Origin of the sequence: Rhizobium sp. NPDC092011 (genome assembly GCF_044756305.1) — a bacterium.
In the GTDB taxonomy this organism is placed as follows: Bacteria; Pseudomonadota; Alphaproteobacteria; order Rhizobiales; family Rhizobiaceae; genus Rhizobium.
Genome location: NZ_JBIVSO010000003.1, coordinates 553053 through 570509 on the forward strand (window position 1 = coordinate 553053; position 17457 = coordinate 570509).

The following is a 17457-nucleotide window of genomic DNA, read 5'->3' on the forward strand; positions in this document are numbered from 1 at the left end:
CTACTTTTGGCCTGCCCACTTGGCACGTGCCGCGTCGTCGGCATCTTTGGCCGAAATCCAGCCGCCTTCCGCCCCGTCCTTGCCATGCTCCTTCTTCCAGAACGGGGCTGAGGTTTTCAGATAGTCCATGACGAAATTGGCGCCATCGAAAGCGGCCTGCCGATGCGATGATGCTGCGATGACGAGCACGATGTTCTCGCCTGGAGAAATCTTGCCATAGCGATGGATCGCCGTCAGGCCGAGAAGCGAAAAGCGCTCTATTGCGAGGCCAGCGATGCGGCCGATCTCCGCCTCCGCCATGCCGGGATAGTGTTCGAGTTCCAGCGCGCCGAGCGTACCGCCTTCGTCGCGGCAGAGCCCGGAGAAGGTGACAACGGCTCCAATGTCGCTTCGCCCATCCGTCAGCCGGTCGATCTCCGTCTGAAGCTCGAAATCCTCATGCTGGACTTTGACGTATGACGAAATCATCGCAATTTCCTTGTCGAGCTCTCAAAGAGTTTGCAGAAACTCCCAGCCCTTCGCTAGGGCTCAGGGCGTTCGTCGCTGCAATCGATTCACAGGATCGATTGCTCGGGCGTTGCCCGACCACTCCTCACCCTCCCGTCATTGGCGGGAAGAGCCCGATCTCCCGCGCGCCGGCGATGGGTTCGTCATGATCGGCGTGCTCCATATTGATGGCAACACGGATCGCTTCGGGGAATTGAAGTGCCGCCTCGTATTCTTCACCCAAGCTCTTCAAATGACTCAGAAGATCGCCGACTGTTACGACCTCGGCGGGAAGGGAGATTTCCTCTTCCGCCTTGCCGATCCGCTCACGCACCCAGGCAAAATAGACGAGTTTCGTCATTATTCCTCATCCACGACATGCTTCAGCCCGGCGCGGAAATAATCGTAGCCGGTGTAGATGGTCAGCAATGCCGCGACCCAGAGCAGCACGATGCCGATCTCCGTCGTATAGGGTAGCACCTTGTCGCCCGCCGGCCCAGCCAGCAGGAAGGCGATGGCAACGAGCTGCGCTGTCGTCTTCCATTTCGCGATGCGCGTCACGGGAACGCTGACTTTCAGCGCCGCCAGATATTCGCGCAGGCCCGAGACCAGGATTTCGCGGCAGAGAATGATGATGGCCGCCCATAGCGACCAGCCGGCGATGGTGCCGTCAGCCGCGACCAGAAGCAGGATCGCGGAAACCAGCAGCTTGTCGGCGATCGGATCCAGCATGCGGCCGATGTTTGAAGTCTGATTCCAGATGCGCGCGAGATAGCCGTCGAGAAAATCCGTAAGCGAGGCGATGACGAAGATCCACAGCGCCACCCAACGCGCGAAATCGGACCCTTCCAGCTTGCCTTCGACGAAGAAGCACAGAACGATCAGAGGGACGCAGATAATGCGACCGTAGGTGAGCAGGTTGGGAATGCTGTAAGCGCGCGAAGCCATGGAAATCGTTTCGTCTCTTTGTGCCGGCGGTTTGGTGAGCCTTTATTCAAGCCTCATCTCGCCGCAGCCATTTGATTGGGCATGATCTGGTCCAAAAACCGCTTCGCACTTTTTGGCACCATCCCTAGATGATGGTTTGACCAGTCTATCGTCAACATTGTTTCTGTTTTTTCACCGCTATTGCGTGGAATTTGCGACCGCAATTTTCTATTTCGCGGCGTCCTCGTGGAAATGGTTATAGACCTGCCGCGCCACACCTTCCGATATGCCTTCGACGGCCATCAGATCGGACAGGGCGGCTCGCGAAACGGCCTTGGCGGTACCGAAATGCTGCAGCAATGCTCGCTTGCGCGACGGGCCGATGCCACCGATCTCGTCGAGTGGGTTCTTCACCATCTCCTTCTTGCGCCGGGCGCGGTGCGAACCGATCGCGAAGCGGTGTGCTTCGTCTCGCAGGCGCTGGATGAAATAGAGAACCGGATCGCGGGGCGGCAGCGTGAAACTCTCGCGGGAAGGAGCAAAGAAGCGCTCGCGCCCGGCATCGCGGTCGACGCCCTTGGCGACGCCGATGGCAATGACGCTGTCGGTGATTCCCAGTTCCTCGAGAATGGCGCGCACCGCCGTCATCTGGCCCTGGCCGCCATCGATGAGGATGATGTCGGGCCAGGCGGGAAAGGGCTGGTCGGCAGCGTCCGCGCCGGAGGCTTCCGCCGCCGCGCTGCGGTCGGGCTTGCCTTCTTCCTTCAACAGGCGTGAGAACCGCCGGGTCATGACCTCGCGCATCATGCCGAAGTCGTCGCCGGGCGTGATGTCGGTCGATTTGATGTTGAACTTGCGATACTGGCCTTTGACGAAGCCTTCCGGCCCGGCCACCACCATTCCGCCGACCGCATTGGTACCCATGATATGTGAGTTGTCGTAGATCTCGATGCGCTGCGGCACATAAGGAAGCTGGAACGTTTCCTTGAAGCCCTCCAGCAATCGCGATTGCGACGCTGTCTCTGCAAGCTTGCGGCCATGTGCCTCGCGGGCGTTGGCAACGACATGATCGACCAGATCGCGCTTCTCGCCGCGCTGCGGCACCAGGATCGCCACCTTATGGCCGGCCTTCTCGCCGAGGGCGGCCGCCAGCAGTTCGATTTCCTCAACCGTTTCCGAAAGCAGGATCTGCCGCGGTACAGGCTTGTCGTCGTAAAACTGAGCGAGGAAGGCGTTCAACACCTCGGCGCCCGAAAGCGAGGGGTCGGCTTTCGGGAAATAGGCGCGGTTGCCCCAGTTCTGACCGGTGCGGAAGAAGAAGACCTGAATGCAGGAGATGCCGCCTTCGTGATGAATGGCGAAGACATCGGCTTCTTCGACGCCGGCCGGATTGATGCCCTGATGGCTCTGCACGTGCGAGAGCGCAGCCAGTCGGTCGCGAAAAACGGCGGCGCGCTCGAAATCCAGATCCTCGGCGGCGGCGTTCATTTCCTCGGCCATATGCGCCTTGACGTTCTGGCTCTTGCCGGAAAGGAAATCCTTCGCCTCCTGCACCAGCTCCGCATAGCCCGCATCGCTGATCTCATGCGTGCAGGGCCCGGAGCAGCGTTTGATCTGGTAGAGCAGACAGGGCCGCGTGCGCGTTTCGAAAACGCTGTCGGCACAGGTGCGGATCAGGAAGGCGCGCTGCAGCGAATTGATGGTGCGGCCGACGGCGCCCGCCGACGCAAAGGGGCCGAAATAGTCGCCCTTGCGGGCGCGCGCGCCGCGATGCTTGAAAATGGCCGGCGCCCGCTTGTCCCCGGTGATCAGAATATAAGGAAACGACTTGTCGTCTCGCAGCAAGACATTGAAGCGCGGCCGTAATCGCTTGATCAGGTTAGCTTCCAGCAGCAGCGCTTCGGTTTCCGTGCGGGTGGTCACGAACTCCATATTGGCGGTTTCGCGCACCATGCGGGCAATGCGGTTGGAATGCACCCGGCCCATGGCGTAGTTGGCGACACGCTTCTTCAGGTTCCGCGCCTTGCCGACATAGAGCACGTCGCCGGCTTCGTTGAACATGCGATAGACGCCGGGATTGTTCGGCAGCCGCTTGACGAATTCGGCGATCAGCTCCGCGCCGCGAAGCCCGGTTTCGTTCTTGCCGCCTTCGTTCCAGTCGACGGGCGTGACGGGGGAGGCGGCGGCATCGCCCTCAACCTCGATGTCGTCTTCTATGTCATCCGATTCGTCGTAGAGAATGCCGCCGTCGGGCAGCTTTCTTCCATTCATTCCGCACTCTCCGCCACATCAGGCGTTTCCCAGGCAAGATGCTGGCCGCCGTCGAGCGCTATCATTTGGCCCGTGATCGAGGGCGTGTCAAAAAGAAAGCGGACGGTGCGGCCGAATTCTTCGAGCCCTGGCGCCACCTTTAATATGAGGCCGTCGATCTGCGCTTGAAAGTCCTCTTCCGTCTGCCGCACGCTGCGCACTGTCGGCCCGGGGCCGATCGCATTGACGCGGATACGGGGCGCGAAACTCTGGGCCATCGTCTGGGTCGCCGTCCAAAGCGCCGCCTTCGATAATGTATAGGAGTAGAAGCGCGGGTTCAGCGCCCAGACCCGCTGGTCGATCATGTTGACGATCAGCCCTTGATAGGGAGCCGGCAGCTGTCGCGCAAAATCGGCGGCCAGAATCGACGGCGCACGCACATGCACGGCGAAATGCGCCTCGAAGGCTTCGGCGTCGAAATGCCCGGCGGAATCGCCGAGGAAAGCGGAAGCATTGTTGACGAGCAGATCAAGCGGGCCGAGCGCATTTGTGACTCGTTCGACAAGGCTTGACGTCTCGCCCAAATTTTGCAGATCCGCCTTGATCGCAATCGCCTTTCGGCCCGCTTGCTGCAATTTTGCCACAATTTCCGCGGCCTCGGCGAAGGATCGGTTGGCATGCAGCGCGACCGCAAAGCCATTAGCCGACAAATCCTCGGCGATGGCCCGGCCTATTCTTTTGGAGGCGCCCGTTATCAATGCCGTGCGTAGTTTTTCCTGGCTCAAGAGATCGCCTTTTGCTCGTCGTTACCCAATCGGTGATCATATAGGACGTCGATACACCATATGAAAAGATGCTTCGGCAGATAGCGTTCTTGAAGGCGCCTATGTAAAGCTTGAGATATATTTAGATTAAAATAAGTATACACGCTTTAACCATTGGTTATGGTTAACAATTCATCTGTTGCGATGAAGCAACATCGAAATTCAGCCATGTCTGTGCCACAATGATATCATATTTTGGCTCTTCCAATTCCTCATTTGCACTTCAATTTCAACCTCGATCCGGGAGGGATTTGTTTTAATTGCTCGTGACGCTTCGAAGTCAAAGACAGTAGACGAAGCACACGGGACTGAAAGGAGAAAAGTATGCGTACTCTCGTAACGACCCTCATGGTCTCCGCTTTCGCTCTCGGCGGCTTTACTGCAGCTCACGCTGCCGACGCTGTTGAGCAGATTCCGCAGCCGCCCGTCGCCCAGGACGTCGCTCCGCCGGTTAACAACTGGTCCGGCTTCTACATCGGTGGTGCAGGCGACTGGAACAAGGGCCACTTCACCCGTAACGGTAACGCTTACGGCTTCGGCGGCCAGGCCTTCACCGGCTACAACTGGCAGCAGGGCCAGATCGTATACGGTATCGAAGGTGATCTCGGCTACTCCGGCGCAGACGCTACCCGCAACGGTCTGACTGCAAAGAACGGCGTCAACGGCTCTGTCCGTGCCCGTCTCGGTTACGACTTCAACCCTTTCATGCTGTACGGCACGGCCGGTCTGGCTCTCGGCCAGAACAAGCTCTCCGACGCTACTTCGTCTGAAAGCAAAACGGCAGTTGGCTACACCGTCGGTGCTGGTGCTGAAACCTTCATCACCAACAACATCACGGCTCGCCTCGAGTACCGTTACACGGACTACGGCAAGAAGACCTTCAACCTCGACTCCGGCAGCTTCTCGCGCGGTTACGACGAGCAGAGCGTCAAGGTCGGTATTGGCGTGAAGTTCTAGTCGCTTGACGATTTGGAATGAAGAAAAAGCCGGGGTGAGAACCCCGGCTTTTTCTGTTTGTGCCCTGCGTAAGGACGATAGGCATGCACGATCTTGCCAGGGGAGTGCGTACCTATGCGCCGAACGGGGCCTGCCTAGAGCATGTCGCGCAAAAGTGTGCAGCGGTTTTGCGGCTGCGACATGCGCGAGATCAAAGAGCTAAAGCGCGTGAAGCGAATCTTCGAGATCGCGACGCGCTTTAGGCCCGCGGCTTCATCACCTGATAATCCGGGAAGTGCTTCTCGAATTTGCGCTCCCAGTCGAGCAACCCCGTATAATCCGCTTCCCATTGACCTTCGAAGCGCAGGTGCAAGTAGCCGATGAGGGCGGCGAAGGCAAAATGCCCCGCATGCAGCTTCTTGCCGATCTTCGGCGGCTCGGCGTCGAGATGGGTGAGCGCGCGCGCTACCTTCGTCCACTGCCGATCGATCCAGGGCTGATGCTGCTTTTCAAGCTCGCGAACGCGCCGTTCGTAGACGATCGACAGTAGGCACTCGTTGGTACCGTCGCATAGCGCTTCGAGAACTTCGACTTCCGTGCGTTTGCTCTTCTTGGTCGGATAGAACTTGCCCTTGCGCCGATGGAAATAATGCATGATCGCGCGGCTGTCGAAAATGGCGTCGCCTTCGTCGGTCAGCAGCGTCGGAATCTTGCCGAGCGGATTGTTGTCGATGAGAAGCGTCGGCCCGGCATTCGTATCGACATGGATTTCCTCAAGCTTGATGCCGAAATGGCGTGCCGCCATGCGCACCTTGCTGGAGAAAGGGGAGGCGGGCGCGCAGAGAAGTCTCATGGATCACCTATGGTGTGCTCAGGGGTTAGTGCTCGCCGCGCAACCAGAAGGCGCGCTGCGAGGCGAAGCGGTCCTGCGCCAGCATGTCCTTCAGTGCCGGCAGCAGTGCGTGCAACTCGTCCTTCAATGTGAAGGGCGGATTGACGATGATAAGGCCGGAGCCGGTCAACCCCGTAAAGCCGCGGTCGCTTTTGACGCTCAACTCGGCACAGAGCATCTTTGGAATTTCCAGCGCCTGCAGCGCTTCGTGAAACTGCTTGATCGGCGCATCCTTCTTGATCGGATACCAGAGGCAATAGGTGCCACCCGGAAAACGCCGCCACGCCTTTGCCAATCCGTCGACCAGCCGGTCATATTCGCCTTCCTCCTCGAAAGGCGGGTCGACGAGCACGATGCCACGCTTTTCTTTCGGCGGCAGATGCGCGCCGAGCGCCAGCCAGCCGTCCAGCTCGGTGATGCGAGCGTGGTGATCGCCCTCGAACAGCCGGTGAAGCCGCTGGAAATCGTCCGGATGCAGCTCCATCGCCGACAGGCGGTCCTGCGGGCGAAACAGCATGCGGGCAAGCTTCGGCGAGCCCGGATAGAGCCGGAGGCCGCCTTCGGGGTTCAGCTCGCGCACGGCGGCGAGATAGGGCTCCAGCAAATCTGCCACCTGCGGCACAAGCTCCGCCTCCAGCAGCCGGCCGATACCATCCTGCCACTCGCCCGTCTTCTGAGCTTCCTCGGACGACAGATCGTAAAGGCCGATGCCGGCATGCGTGTCGAGCACGCGAAATGCCTTGTCCTTGTTCTGCATGTAGCGAACGAGGCGCGCGAGGATCGCGTGTTTCAAGACATCGGCAAAATTGCCCGCGTGGTAGATGTGCCGATAGTTCATTGTCGGTGAAGTCCGCATGAATTGTTGAGATGGGCCGCATTATCTCTAGTGGCCGGACATGGCTTGAAATATACAAACATCATGAACATTGCGACCCCCATTCCAGCCAAATCGCGCATAGGCCATACGGCCTGTCCGCACGACTGTCCCTCCACCTGCGCGCTGGAGGTCGATCTGACTGAAGACGGCAAGATCGGCCGGGTTCGTGGTGCGAACGATCATTCCTACACCTCGGGCGTCATCTGCGCCAAGGTCGCGCGCTATGCCGAGCGGCTTTATCACCCCGATCGGCTGATGAAGCCGTTGCGCCGAGCAGGGGCCAAGGGTGCTGGGCGCTGGCAGGAGCTTTCCTGGGATGCAGCGCTTGATGAGATTGCCGAGGCCTTCGTAAAGGCCGAGGCCAAGGATGGCAGCGAGGCGATCTGGCCCTATTTCTACGCCGGCACGATGGGCTGGGTGCAGCGCGATTCCATCGAGCGACTGCGCCACGCCAAACGCTATTCCGGCTTTTTCTCGTCGATCTGCACCAACCCGGCCTGGACCGGCTTCACCATGGCGACGGGTGTGCTGCGCGGTCCCGATCCGCGCGAGATGAGCCGTACGGATTGCGTCGTCATCTGGGGCACGAATGCTGTGGCGACCCAGGTCAACGTCATGACCCATGCGATCAAGTCCCGCAAGGAGCGCGGCGCCAAGATCGTCGTCGTCGATATCTACGACAACCCGACGATGAAGCAAGCCGACATGGCCCTGATCGTCAAGCCGGGTACAGATGCGGCACTTGCCTGCGCGGTCATGCACATCGCCTTCCGCGACGGCTATGCCGACCGCGCCTATATGGCCAAATATGCCGACGATCCCTCAGGCCTTGAGACACACCTGAAGTCGAAGACCCCGGCATGGGCGGCTGATATCACCGGCCTGTCGGTGGATGAGATCGAAGCTTTCGCCAAGCTCGTGGGGGAGACCAAGAAGACCTACTTCCGTCTTGGCTATGGCTTCACCCGCCAGCGCAACGGCGCGATCGCCATGCACGCGGCAGCATCGATCGCGACGGTGCTGGGTTCCTGGCAATATGAGGGCGGCGGCGCCTTTCACTCGAACAGCGATATCTTCCGCATGGACGCGAGCGAACTGACCGGCCGCGCCATGAAGGATCAGGACATCCGCATGATCGATCAGTCGCAGATAGGCCGCGCTTTGACCGGCGATGCTGTCGCGCTTCGCCATCGTGGTCCGGTCACGGCCATGCTGATCCAGAACACCAACCCGATGAACATCGCCCCCGAACAGCGGCTGGTAAAGCGCGGCTTTGCGCGCTCCGACCTTTTCGTCGCCGTGCACGAGCAGTTCATGACAGATACGGCCGAGATGGCCGATATCGTCATCCCGGCCACCATGTTCGTCGAACATGACGACATCTATCGCGCTGGCGGGCAGAACCACATTCTCCTCGGCCCGAAGCTGGTGGAGCCGCCGACGACTGTGCGCAGCAATCTCTTCGTCATCGAGGAGTTGGCCAAACGCCTTGGCGTCGCGGACCGTCCCGGTTTCGGTTTTTCCGCCCGCGAAATGATCGACAGGGTTCTCTCGAAGAGTGGCCTGCCGGACTACGACTATTTTCTCGAGAACAAATGGTTCGACCGTCAGCCCGATTTTGACGATGCCCATTTCATCAATGGCTTCGGTCATCCCGACGGCAAGTTCCGTTTCCGCCCCGATTGGTCCAATCAGCCGGCACCGAACAGGCCGCCCGCCTCGGTCGGCTTGCTCGGTCCGCATGTCGAGCTGCCGGAATTTCCGGATCAGGTCGACGTGATCGAGGTAGCCGATCCCGAGCATCCGTTCCGGCTCGCGACCTCGCCATCGCGCAATTTCCTGAATTCGAGCTTCTCGGAAACCAAGACGTCGCGGCAGAAGGAAGGTCGTCCTGAAGTGATGGTCAACCCTGCGGACGCAGAAGCGCTCGCTATTGCCCACGGCGAGCTGGTTCGCATCGGCAATGCAAGAGGGGACATCCGCCTCCACGTCCGCGTGACGACGGAAGTCAAGCCCGGTGTGCTGATCGCCGAGGGCCTGTGGCCGAACAGGGCCCATGTCGATGGCGAAGGCATCAATGTGCTCACCGGCGCCGATCCGGTCGCGCCTTATGGTGGCGCGGCTGTTCACGACAATAAAGTATGGCTCCGCAAGGATATGGCATGACTAAATTCGAAAAGGCGAAAGCCGAAATCGTCAACGAAAGGACGCTGGCGAACCAATGGACGCGGCTGAGCAGCTTCGATCTCGACTACACGGATTCGCAGGGCGAAAAGCACCGCCCGAAGCGGGAAGTCTATCAGCGCACGCCAGCCGCCTGCATCCTGCTTTATGATCCCAAGCGGGAAACGGTGGTGCTCGTCCGGCAGTTCCGCCTGCCGGCCCAGCTGCTCGGCGTGCCGGCATGGATGTTGGAAGTGCCCGCCGGTCTGCTTGACGGCGACGACCCGGAAGCAGCCATCCGCCGTGAGGCCATGGAAGAGACCGGTTTTCGAGTTCGCGATGTTCGCTTCCTCTTCAAGGCGCTGACGTCTCCGGGGGCCGTGACCGAGATCATCCATTTCTTCGCCGCCGTGATCGATACGTCCGACCGCATTGCGGCTGGTGGTGGTCTTGCCGAGGAACACGAGGATATCGAGGTCCTGGAAGTGCGTCTGTCGGATGCCATGGCGATGATCGAGAGCGGTGATATCTACGACGCAAAGACCATCATGCTGCTGCAATGGGCGACATTGAACGTCGCGAGCTTGAGGTAGACGCTGAGCGATTGGCAGCTTTGGTGAAAACACCGCTTCCCATTCATCATGCTGTCACGAATCGAGCTTACCGGGGCGTGCTGGCCAGAAACATTCGAATGTTTCCGAGCCTCCTTCGATTTGACGCTGTTTCAGGAGAAAGCCGATGTGGCTCAGCAATTTTACGCTCGTTCTTCCCAATGAAGTCGTCGAAAATGGCGCGGTGCGTGTCGAGGACGGCGTGATTGCCGAAATCCGCTCCGAGCCGGTGGAGCGGCCGACCTTCGATGGTGGCGGTCGCCTGCTGATGCCCGGCTTCGTCGATCTGCACTGCGATATGATCGAGCGCGAAATCGCACCGCGGCCGAATGCAATGATGCCGATCGATTTCGGCATTCACGAGCTGGACAAGAAGCTGGCGGCAGCCGGCGTCACCACCGCCTTCGCGGCACTCTCCTTTGCGACCGAAAGCGTCTACGGTCATGTCCGTTCGCTCGAAACCACTTCGGCTGTCATCCGCGGCATCGGCAGCCTGCGCAACGAGCTGCTGATCGATCATCGCGTCCATGCCCGCTACGAAATCACCAATCTCGGCGCAGCTCCGACGCTGGAGCGGCTGCTGGAGGAGGGCTCCGTCGACATGGTTTCCCTGACCGATCACACGCCGGGGCAGGGCCAGTATAACGACATCGAAAGCTATATCCGCAGCATGTCCGAGCGTCGCTCCATGTCGCGTGAGGCGGCGGAAGAAGTCGTGGCGACACGCATCGCGCAGCGTCAGGATCCGGAGATCGAACGCAAGCTGCACGACGTCGTCGCACTGTCGCTGAAGCATAAGCTTTCGCTGGCGTCGCATGACGATGACAGCGCCGAGAAGGTGGCGGCAATGCACGATCTCGGCGTGACGATCAGCGAGTTTCCCGTCACTGGCCCGGCCGCCGAAGAAGCCTGCCGCCGTGGTCTCTGGACGCTCATGGGTGCGCCGAACGCGCTTCGCGGCCAGTCCATGTCCGGCAATCTCAGCGCCCTGGATGCGGCCCGTGCCGGCCTCCTCGGCGTTATCGCAGCAGATTATCACCCGGCCGCCTTCGTGCCGGCGATCTTCAAGATCGCCGATGTTGCAAGCGGCGGCCTCCCGGCGGCAGTTGCGACCGCAACGTCCAATGCTGCCCGTTCGGCGGGTCTGTTGGATCGCGGTGAAATCGCTGTCGGCCAGCTCGCCGATCTGGTCGCCGTCGAACCCGGTTCGGTTCACCGCATTCGCGCGACCTTCCGTGGCGGCCGCATCGTCTATAGCGACGGCACGCTGCATCCGCTGATGGCGATGGCGGCTTGAAAGCTAGAGCTTTTCCAGAAAGTGCGGAGCGGTTTTCCGTCCGGAATGCGTAAGAAAACAAGAAGATAGAGCGCTTCGCATTTCAAGAAAAAGCGGAAGCGCTCTAGCTTACATCACCAAGTAGTGACACGATCTGCCGCCCTTGCGCGGCAGATGCCTCGGCAAGGCTTACGGCCTTGCCACCTTCCATCCTGACCTTGCCTTCCGCCACCAGCCGCAACGACTGCGGATAGATCTGGTGCTCGATCGTAAGCACGCGAGCGGCGAGGCTGTCGGCGGTGTCGCCGGTCAGTACCGGTACGGCAGCCTGGCCGACGACCGGGCCTTCATCCATGCCTTCGGTGACAAAATGCACGGTGCAGCCGGCGATGCGCATACCGGCGTCGATGGCGCGCTGATGCGTGTGCAGACCAGGGAAAAGCGGCAGCAGCGATGGATGAATATTGATGATCCGCCCTTCGTAGGCCTGGATGAAGCGGCCGGAAAGAAGCCGCATATAGCCGGCAAGGCAGATGACGTCGGGGGAGAGGGCCGCAAGCTGCGCAAGGATCGCCTCTTCATGGGCTTCCTTGCTGGCAAAATCCTTGCGCCCGAAAGAGAAGGTAGCAATGCCCTCTGCAGCAGCTTTCGCCAGACCACCGGCGTCTGCCTTGTCGGAGATGACGCCGACGATCTCGGCTGGGTAGTCGGCCGCCTTCGTGGCCTTCAGAAGAGCCAGCATATTGGAGCCGCCGCCCGAGATGAAGACGGCGACGCGTTTGCGCGGCGTGGTCATAGAGCCAGCGTGCCCTTGTAGACGGTGCCGTGCGCGCCTTCTTCGCGCGCGATCATACGGCCGAGCGTGACGACCGCTTCGCCTTCGGCCTCAAGCGCGGCCTTTACGGCTGCGACGTTTTCCTGAGCGACGACGACGATCATGCCGATGCCGCAGTTGAAGGTGCGCAGCATTTCCTTGGCCTCGACGCCACCAACCTTGGCAAGCCAGGAGAAGACCGGCGGCACCTTGACGGCTGTCAGATCGATTTCAGCGGCCAGATGCTTCGGCAGCACGCGCGGAATGTTTTCCGGGAAGCCGCCGCCGGTGATGTGAGCGAGTGCCTTGAGAGCATGTGTCTCGCGGATGGCCTTAAGCAGTGGCTTCACATAGATGCGTGTCGGTGTGAGCAGTGCTTCGCCGAGTGCCTTGCCTTCGGCGAAGGGGGCCGGTGCATCCCAGCCAAGGCCGGAGAGCTCGACGATCTTGCGCACCAGCGAGAAACCGTTGGAATGAACGCCCGAGGAGGCGAGGCCGAGAATGATGTCGCCTTCGGCAATATCGCCTGACGGCAGCAGCTGGCCGCGTTCGGCGGCACCGACGGCAAAGCCCGCCAGATCGTAATCGCCGTGAGAATACATGCCCGGCATTTCCGCCGTCTCACCGCCGATCAGCGCACAGCCTGCATCGCGGCAGCCGGCAGCAATACCGCCGACGATCGCTGCACCCTGGTCGGGATCGAGCTTGCCGGTCGCGAAGTAATCGAGGAAGAACAGCGGCTCTGCGCCCTGGACGACCAGATCGTTGACACACATGGCAACGAGGTCGATGCCGACGGTGTCATGATAATTCGCGTCGATCGCGATTTTCAGCTTGGTGCCGACGCCGTCATTGGCGGCAACCAGCACCGGATCGGTGAAGCCTGCTGCTTTCAGATCGAACAGGCCGCCGAAGCCGCCGATCTCGCCATCCGCACCGGGCCGGCGCGTCGAGCGCACGGCGGGCTTAATCTTTTCGACGAGCAGGTTGCCGGCATCGATATCGACGCCCGCGTCGCTATAGGTCAGACCGTTTTTTCCAGACTGGCTCATGCTTCCGCCTCCGATGGCCGCCCTTCTATCGCGATAGGGCTTCGATCGGGTCGCCATTGCATGATAGGGGCCGTTATGCAAGGCGCAAGCGCTGCCAACCCCTCGATTTTCCCCGCTTCACAGCACTTGGCGCCGATTTCTGCTCTCAGACTTGACCATAATTACAGCATCATCCTATGTCCTAAGCGAACGGCAGGTGGGCCGGAGCAACGGGGAAGTCGATGGAGCAAAAGGTCAGCGGAGCCAGCCTCAAGCGCCAAGTCACGTTCTGGGTGATCGTACTGGTTGCGTTCGTCAGCTTCCTTTATGTCTTCAGCACGATCCTGCTGCCGTTCATTGCCGGTATGGCAGTTGCTTATTTCCTGGATCCGGTCGCTGACCGGCTTGAGCGGTTCGGCCTCAGCCGCCTGATGGCGACGGTGGTGATCCTTTTCTCGTTCCTGCTGATCTTTGCGCTGGCGCTGACGATCTTCATTCCGATCATCATCAACCAGTTCAACGACTTCATTCAGCACATCCCGACCTATGTGCAGCAGATACAACAGCTGATCGCCAAGGCGCAGACGATGGTGCTGCCCGACTGGATCCGCAATCAGCTCGGCGCGATCAAGGACAATTTCTCCAGCATCATGTCCGAAGGCCTGAGTTTCGTCGGTGGGCTGTTCGCGCAGCTCTGGAGCTCCGGCAAGGCGCTGGTCAACGTGATCTCGCTGCTGGTCGTCACGCCGGTCGTTGCCTTCTACATGTTGCTCGACTGGGACCGGATGATCGCCAAGGTGGATGACTGGATCCCGCGCGACCACGTCGCTACCGTCCGTGAAATCGCCCGCGAGATCGATCAGGCGATTGCCGGCTTCATCCGGGGGCAGGGCTCGCTCTGCATCATTCTCGGCGTGTACTACGGCGTCGGCCTCTCGCTCGTCGGCTTGAACTTCGGCCTTCTGATCGGCCTGTTCGCCGGCATGATCAGCTTCATTCCCTATGTCGGCTCGATGGTCGGCCTTGTCCTGGCCGTCGGCGTCGCGCTCGTTCAATTCTGGCCCGACTATCTCTGGGTCGGTCTGACGCTTGCCGTCTTCTTCACCGGCCAATTCCTTGAAGGCAATGTGCTGCAGCCGAAGCTCGTCGGCGAAAGCGTCGGCCTGCACCCGGTTTGGCTGATGTTTGCGCTTTTCGCCTTTGGCGCACTCTTCGGCTTCGTCGGGCTTTTGATTGCCGTTCCGGCTGCCGCTGCCTGCGGCGTTCTTGTCCGCTTCGCCCTTTCGCGGTACCTTCAGAGCGAGCTCTATCACGGACGCTCGGAGGCCGGCAGGGCCCGCAGAGCCAAGGCCGGCAAACCCGAGAATAACTAGACATGACCGATGCAAAGAACGCTGATTTGAGGCGCAGGACCGCCGAACAGCTGCCCTTGGCCTTTACACACGACCCCGCAAGCGGCCGCGATGACCTGCTCGTCGCCGATCCGTTGACGGCGGCGGTGCGGATCGTCGATTCCTGGCCGCATTGGCCGTCGCCGGTCGTCATTCTGGCCGGTCCGGTCGGTTCCGGAAAATCGCACCTTGCCAGCATCTGGAGCGAGAGATGCGATGCGGCCCCAATTCATCCCGTGGCGGGTTCCGATGCCGCAATCGCCGCTGCGAACGGCCCCGTTATCTTCGAGGATGTCGATCGCCTTGGCTTCGACGATACCGAGCTTTTCCATGTCATCAACAGCGTTCGGGAGAACGGCAACAGTCTTTTGATGACGAGCCGGCTCTGGCCGATGTCCTGGCCGGTGACGCTGCCTGACCTGCGCTCCCGCTTGAAGGCGGCGACTGTGGTCGAGATTGGGGAGCCGGACGAGGAGCTGCTGTCGCAGATCATCGTAAAGCTCTTTGCCGACCGTCAGCTTTATATCGATGACAAACTCGTCCTTTATATCGTCAATCGCATGGAGCGCTCCATGAACGCAGCGCAGTTGATCGTCGATCGTCTCGACCGGCTGGCGCTGGGACGAGGAACCAGGATCACGCGCGTGCTGGCCGCTGAAGTACTGAATGAGCTGGGTAATTCCCGCCGGCCGGATTGAGTTGATACCGAACTGTCACAGTTCCGTCGTCAAACTGATATACGTGGCACAGGATTAGAAGAGGGTAGGTGGAACATGGACTCGGCACTCACGGAACATCAGGACGCCAGCCAGGGAACCTCGGAGGAGGCTCCGGTCAATCCGTTGCTGACCAGTCCCGAGCGTTTCATCAACCGTGAATTCTCCTGGCTGCAGTTCAATCGCCGCGTCCTCGAGGAAACATTGAATACGGCGCACCCGCTGCTTGAGCGTGTCCGCTTCCTCTCCATCTCCGCCGCAAACCTCGACGAATTCTTCATGGTGCGCGTTGCCGGCCTCGAGGGTCAGGTCCGCCAGAAGATTCTCGTTCGCACGCCCGACGGCAAGACGCCGGCCGAGCAGCTCGACGACATCCTGCGCGAGATCGACAACCTGCAGATGGAGCAGCAGGCTTCGCTTGCCGTCCTGCAGCAATATCTCGCCAAGGAAGACATCCTGATCGTCCGCCCGGCTGCCCTTTCCGATATGGATCGGCAGTGGCTCCACACGGAGTTCGAGCAGGCCATCTTCCCGGTCCTGACGCCGCTCTCCATTGACCCGGCCCATCCGTTCCCGTTCATTCCGAACCTCGGATTCTCGATCGCGCTGCAACTGAAGAGCATGAACGGCCGTGAGCCGATGACGGCGCTGCTTCGCCTGCCGCCGGCGCTCGACCGCTTCGTTCGTCTGCCGGATGCGAGCAACGTCATCCGCTACATCACGCTCGAAGATGTGGTGAACATCTTCATCCACCGCCTCTATCCCGGCTATGAAGTGCAGGGTTCGGGTACGTTCCGCCTCATCCGCGACAGCGATATCGAAGTCGAGGAAGAGGCTGAGGACTTGGTGCGCTTCTTCGAAACCGCACTGAAGCGGCGCCGCCGCGGCTCGGTGATCCGCATCGAGACCGATTCCGAAATGCCGCTGGAACTTCGCCAGTTCGTGGTGGAATCGCTGAACGTTCCGGAAAACCGCATCGCGGTTCTGCCCGGCCTGCTGGCGCTCAATACTCTTTCCGAAATCTGCAAGGCTCCGCGCGACGATCTGCGCTTCGAGCCCTATAACGCCCGATTTCCTGAGCGCGTCCGCGAGCATGCCGGCGATTGTTTCGCCGCCATCCGCGAAAAGGATATGGTCGTCCATCACCCCTACGAATCCTTCGACGTGGTGGTCCAGTTCCTTCTCCAGGCTGCTAGGGATCCTGACGTTCTGGCGATAAAGCAGACGCTTTATCGTACCTCGAACGACAGCCCGATCGTCCGAGCACTGATCGACGCGGCCGATCTCGGCAAGTCGGTCACGGCGCTGGTGGAGCTGAAGGCCCGCTTCGACGAAGAGGCAAACATCCGCTGGGCGCGCGATCTGGAACGTGCGGGCGTGCAGGTCGTCTTCGGCTTCATCGAGCTCAAGACGCATTCGAAGATGTCGATGGTGGTGCGCCGCGAGGACGGCAAGTTGCGGACCTATTGCCACCTCGGCACCGGCAATTACCACCCGGTCACCGCCAAGATCTATACCGACCTCTCGTATTTCACCTGCGACCCGAAGATTGCCCATGATATGGCGAATATCTTCAACTTCATCACCGGCTACGGCGAGCCGGAGCACGACATGAAGATCGCGGTGTCGCCCTACACGCTCCGCAGCCGCATCCTTCAGCATATCGAGGGTGAGATCGAGCATGCCAAGAGCGGCCAGCCGGCTGCGATCTGGATGAAGATGAATTCGCTCGTCGATCCCGACATCATCGACGCGCTTTATCGTGCCAGCAATGCGGGCGTCGAGGTCGACCTCGTCGTGCGCGGCATCTGCTGCCTGCGTCCGCAGGTGCCTGGTCTTTCGGAGAAAATTCGCGTCAAGTCGATCATCGGCCGCTTCCTCGAGCATAGCCGCATCTTCTGCTTCGGCAACGGTCAAGGCCTGCCGTCGGAGAAGGCGCTGGTCTATATCGGCTCGGCCGACATGATGCCCAGAAACCTCGATCGCCGCGTCGAAACCCTGGTGCCGCTCACCAACAAGACCGTGCACGAGCAGGTGCTTTCACAGATCATGCTGGGCAATATCATTGACAATCAACAGAGCTACGAGATATTGCCGGACGGTACTTCAAGGCGCATGGAAGTGCGCAAGGGAGAAGAGCCATTCAATGCGCAGCAGTATTTCATGACCAATCCCAGCCTGTCCGGCCGGGGTGAAGCCTTGAAATCCAGTGCGCCGAAACTGATCGCTGGGCTGTTGTCGGGCCGCAACAAATAAACTGGAC

The 17457-nt window shown here is 60.3% G+C and carries 16 protein-coding genes; 7 read left to right on the plus strand and 9 right to left on the minus strand.

Annotated elements, in window-relative coordinates:
* From ACIQJ2_RS17925 to ACIQJ2_RS17945, 5 genes are all read right to left on the minus strand, one after another.
* The gene (locus ACIQJ2_RS17925) at nt 1–468 is read right to left on the minus strand and encodes a molybdenum cofactor biosynthesis protein MoaE (RefSeq protein WP_400667096.1); all 468 of its coding nucleotides are present in this window, start codon (nt 466–468) and stop codon (nt 1–3) included.
* A 124-nt stretch (nt 469–592) separates the two neighbouring features.
* Complete coding sequence (moaD, locus tag ACIQJ2_RS17930) at nt 593–847, minus strand: molybdopterin converting factor subunit 1 (RefSeq protein WP_199150698.1); 255 nt, start codon at nt 845–847, stop codon at nt 593–595.
* On the minus strand, nt 847–1434 hold the full coding sequence (gene pgsA / locus ACIQJ2_RS17935; RefSeq protein ID WP_199095546.1) for a CDP-diacylglycerol--glycerol-3-phosphate 3-phosphatidyltransferase: 588 nt from the start codon (nt 1432–1434) through the stop codon (nt 847–849). The genes moaD and pgsA overlap by 1 nt, the downstream gene beginning before the upstream one ends.
* 207 nt (nt 1435–1641) lie before the next feature.
* Nucleotides 1642–3684 carry an excinuclease ABC subunit UvrC gene (uvrC, locus tag ACIQJ2_RS17940; RefSeq protein ID WP_400667095.1) on the minus strand — a complete coding sequence of 681 codons (2043 nt, stop codon included), beginning with the start codon at nt 3682–3684 and terminating at the stop codon, nt 1642–1644.
* Nucleotides 3681–4448 carry an SDR family oxidoreductase gene (locus ACIQJ2_RS17945; protein WP_400667094.1) on the minus strand — a complete coding sequence of 256 codons (768 nt, stop codon included), beginning with the start codon at nt 4446–4448 and terminating at the stop codon, nt 3681–3683. Before ACIQJ2_RS17945 ends, uvrC begins: the two co-directional genes overlap by 4 nt.
* A gap of 363 nt (nt 4449–4811) precedes the next feature.
* Here ACIQJ2_RS17945 and ACIQJ2_RS17950 point away from each other — a divergent pair, with 363 nt between their 5' ends.
* Nucleotides 4812–5444: an outer membrane protein gene (locus tag ACIQJ2_RS17950; protein WP_199148888.1), complete on the plus strand. Its 633-nt coding sequence runs from the start codon at nt 4812–4814 to the stop codon at nt 5442–5444.
* Nucleotides 5445–5682: 238 nt separating this feature from the next.
* Here ACIQJ2_RS17950 and ACIQJ2_RS17955 read toward each other — a convergent pair whose 3' ends face one another.
* Together ACIQJ2_RS17955 and ACIQJ2_RS17960 are read right to left on the minus strand one after the other, a co-directional pair.
* A complete protein-coding gene (locus tag ACIQJ2_RS17955; protein ID WP_400667092.1) occupies nt 5683–6276 on the minus strand; it encodes a glutathione S-transferase in 594 nt (197 codons plus the stop codon).
* Between the two features lie 25 nt (nt 6277–6301).
* On the minus strand, nt 6302–7153 hold the full coding sequence (locus tag ACIQJ2_RS17960; RefSeq protein WP_400667090.1) for a 23S rRNA (adenine(2030)-N(6))-methyltransferase RlmJ: 852 nt from the start codon (nt 7151–7153) through the stop codon (nt 6302–6304).
* Nucleotides 7154–7234: 81 nt separating this feature from the next.
* Here ACIQJ2_RS17960 and ACIQJ2_RS17965 point away from each other — a divergent pair, with 81 nt between their 5' ends.
* The 3 genes from ACIQJ2_RS17965 (at nt 7235) to ACIQJ2_RS17975 (ending at nt 11263) form a co-directional block, all read left to right on the plus strand.
* Complete coding sequence (locus ACIQJ2_RS17965) at nt 7235–9358, plus strand: molybdopterin-dependent oxidoreductase (protein ID WP_400667088.1); 2124 nt, start codon at nt 7235–7237, stop codon at nt 9356–9358.
* The gene (locus ACIQJ2_RS17970) at nt 9355–9948 is read left to right on the plus strand and encodes an NUDIX domain-containing protein (protein WP_400667086.1); all 594 of its coding nucleotides are present in this window, start codon (nt 9355–9357) and stop codon (nt 9946–9948) included. The genes ACIQJ2_RS17965 and ACIQJ2_RS17970 overlap by 4 nt, the downstream gene beginning before the upstream one ends.
* 145 nt (nt 9949–10093) lie before the next feature.
* Complete coding sequence (locus ACIQJ2_RS17975) at nt 10094–11263, plus strand: alpha-D-ribose 1-methylphosphonate 5-triphosphate diphosphatase (RefSeq protein ID WP_400667084.1); 1170 nt, start codon at nt 10094–10096, stop codon at nt 11261–11263.
* A gap of 103 nt (nt 11264–11366) precedes the next feature.
* On the opposite strand, the gene purN is transcribed toward ACIQJ2_RS17975, so the two are convergent.
* Nucleotides 11367–12038 (minus strand): phosphoribosylglycinamide formyltransferase, encoded by a 672-nt coding sequence (gene purN / locus ACIQJ2_RS17980; protein WP_400667081.1) that lies wholly within the window; start codon nt 12036–12038, stop codon nt 11367–11369.
* Nucleotides 12035–13108 carry a phosphoribosylformylglycinamidine cyclo-ligase gene (purM, locus tag ACIQJ2_RS17985; RefSeq protein WP_400667078.1) on the minus strand — a complete coding sequence of 358 codons (1074 nt, stop codon included), beginning with the start codon at nt 13106–13108 and terminating at the stop codon, nt 12035–12037. The genes purN and purM overlap by 4 nt, the downstream gene beginning before the upstream one ends.
* 221 nt (nt 13109–13329) lie before the next feature.
* Between purM and ACIQJ2_RS17990 the strand changes: the two genes are divergently transcribed.
* From ACIQJ2_RS17990 to ACIQJ2_RS18000, 3 genes are all read left to right on the plus strand, one after another.
* A complete protein-coding gene (locus tag ACIQJ2_RS17990; RefSeq protein ID WP_199148880.1) occupies nt 13330–14460 on the plus strand; it encodes an AI-2E family transporter in 1131 nt (376 codons plus the stop codon).
* Nucleotides 14461–14462: 2 nt separating this feature from the next.
* Nucleotides 14463–15176 (plus strand): DnaA regulatory inactivator HdaA, encoded by a 714-nt coding sequence (hdaA, locus tag ACIQJ2_RS17995; protein ID WP_400667076.1) that lies wholly within the window; start codon nt 14463–14465, stop codon nt 15174–15176.
* A gap of 75 nt (nt 15177–15251) precedes the next feature.
* A complete protein-coding gene (locus tag ACIQJ2_RS18000) occupies nt 15252–17450 on the plus strand; it encodes an RNA degradosome polyphosphate kinase (RefSeq protein ID WP_199148878.1) in 2199 nt (732 codons plus the stop codon).
* Nucleotides 17451–17457 lie beyond the last annotated feature (7 nt).

Bases quoted from the DNA above. Each gene is read 5' to 3' on its own strand.
- ACIQJ2_RS17925 (WP_400667096.1), bottom strand. From the start codon at position 468: ATGATTTCGTCATACGTCAAAGTCCAGCATGAGGATTTCGAGCTTCAG.
- moaD (WP_199150698.1), bottom strand. From the start codon at position 847: ATGACGAAACTCGTCTATTTTGCCTGGGTGCGTGAGCGGATCGGCAAG.
- pgsA (WP_199095546.1), bottom strand. From the start codon at position 1,434: ATGGCTTCGCGCGCTTACAGCATTCCCAACCTGCTCACCTACGGTCGC.
- uvrC (WP_400667095.1), bottom strand. From the start codon at position 3,684: ATGAATGGAAGAAAGCTGCCCGACGGCGGCATTCTCTACGACGAATCG.
- ACIQJ2_RS17950 (WP_199148888.1), top strand. From the start codon at position 4,812: ATGCGTACTCTCGTAACGACCCTCATGGTCTCCGCTTTCGCTCTCGGC.
- ACIQJ2_RS17955 (WP_400667092.1), bottom strand. From the start codon at position 6,276: ATGAGACTTCTCTGCGCGCCCGCCTCCCCTTTCTCCAGCAAGGTGCGC.
- ACIQJ2_RS17960 (WP_400667090.1), bottom strand. From the start codon at position 7,153: ATGAACTATCGGCACATCTACCACGCGGGCAATTTTGCCGATGTCTTG.
- ACIQJ2_RS17965 (WP_400667088.1), top strand. From the start codon at position 7,235: ATGAACATTGCGACCCCCATTCCAGCCAAATCGCGCATAGGCCATACG.
- ACIQJ2_RS17970 (WP_400667086.1), top strand. From the start codon at position 9,355: ATGACTAAATTCGAAAAGGCGAAAGCCGAAATCGTCAACGAAAGGACG.
- ACIQJ2_RS17975 (WP_400667084.1), top strand. From the start codon at position 10,094: ATGTGGCTCAGCAATTTTACGCTCGTTCTTCCCAATGAAGTCGTCGAA.
- purN (WP_400667081.1), bottom strand. From the start codon at position 12,038: ATGACCACGCCGCGCAAACGCGTCGCCGTCTTCATCTCGGGCGGCGGC.
- purM (WP_400667078.1), bottom strand. From the start codon at position 13,108: ATGAGCCAGTCTGGAAAAAACGGTCTGACCTATAGCGACGCGGGCGTC.
- ACIQJ2_RS17990 (WP_199148880.1), top strand. From the start codon at position 13,330: ATGGAGCAAAAGGTCAGCGGAGCCAGCCTCAAGCGCCAAGTCACGTTC.
- hdaA (WP_400667076.1), top strand. From the start codon at position 14,463: ATGACCGATGCAAAGAACGCTGATTTGAGGCGCAGGACCGCCGAACAG.
- ACIQJ2_RS18000 (WP_199148878.1), top strand. From the start codon at position 15,252: ATGGACTCGGCACTCACGGAACATCAGGACGCCAGCCAGGGAACCTCG.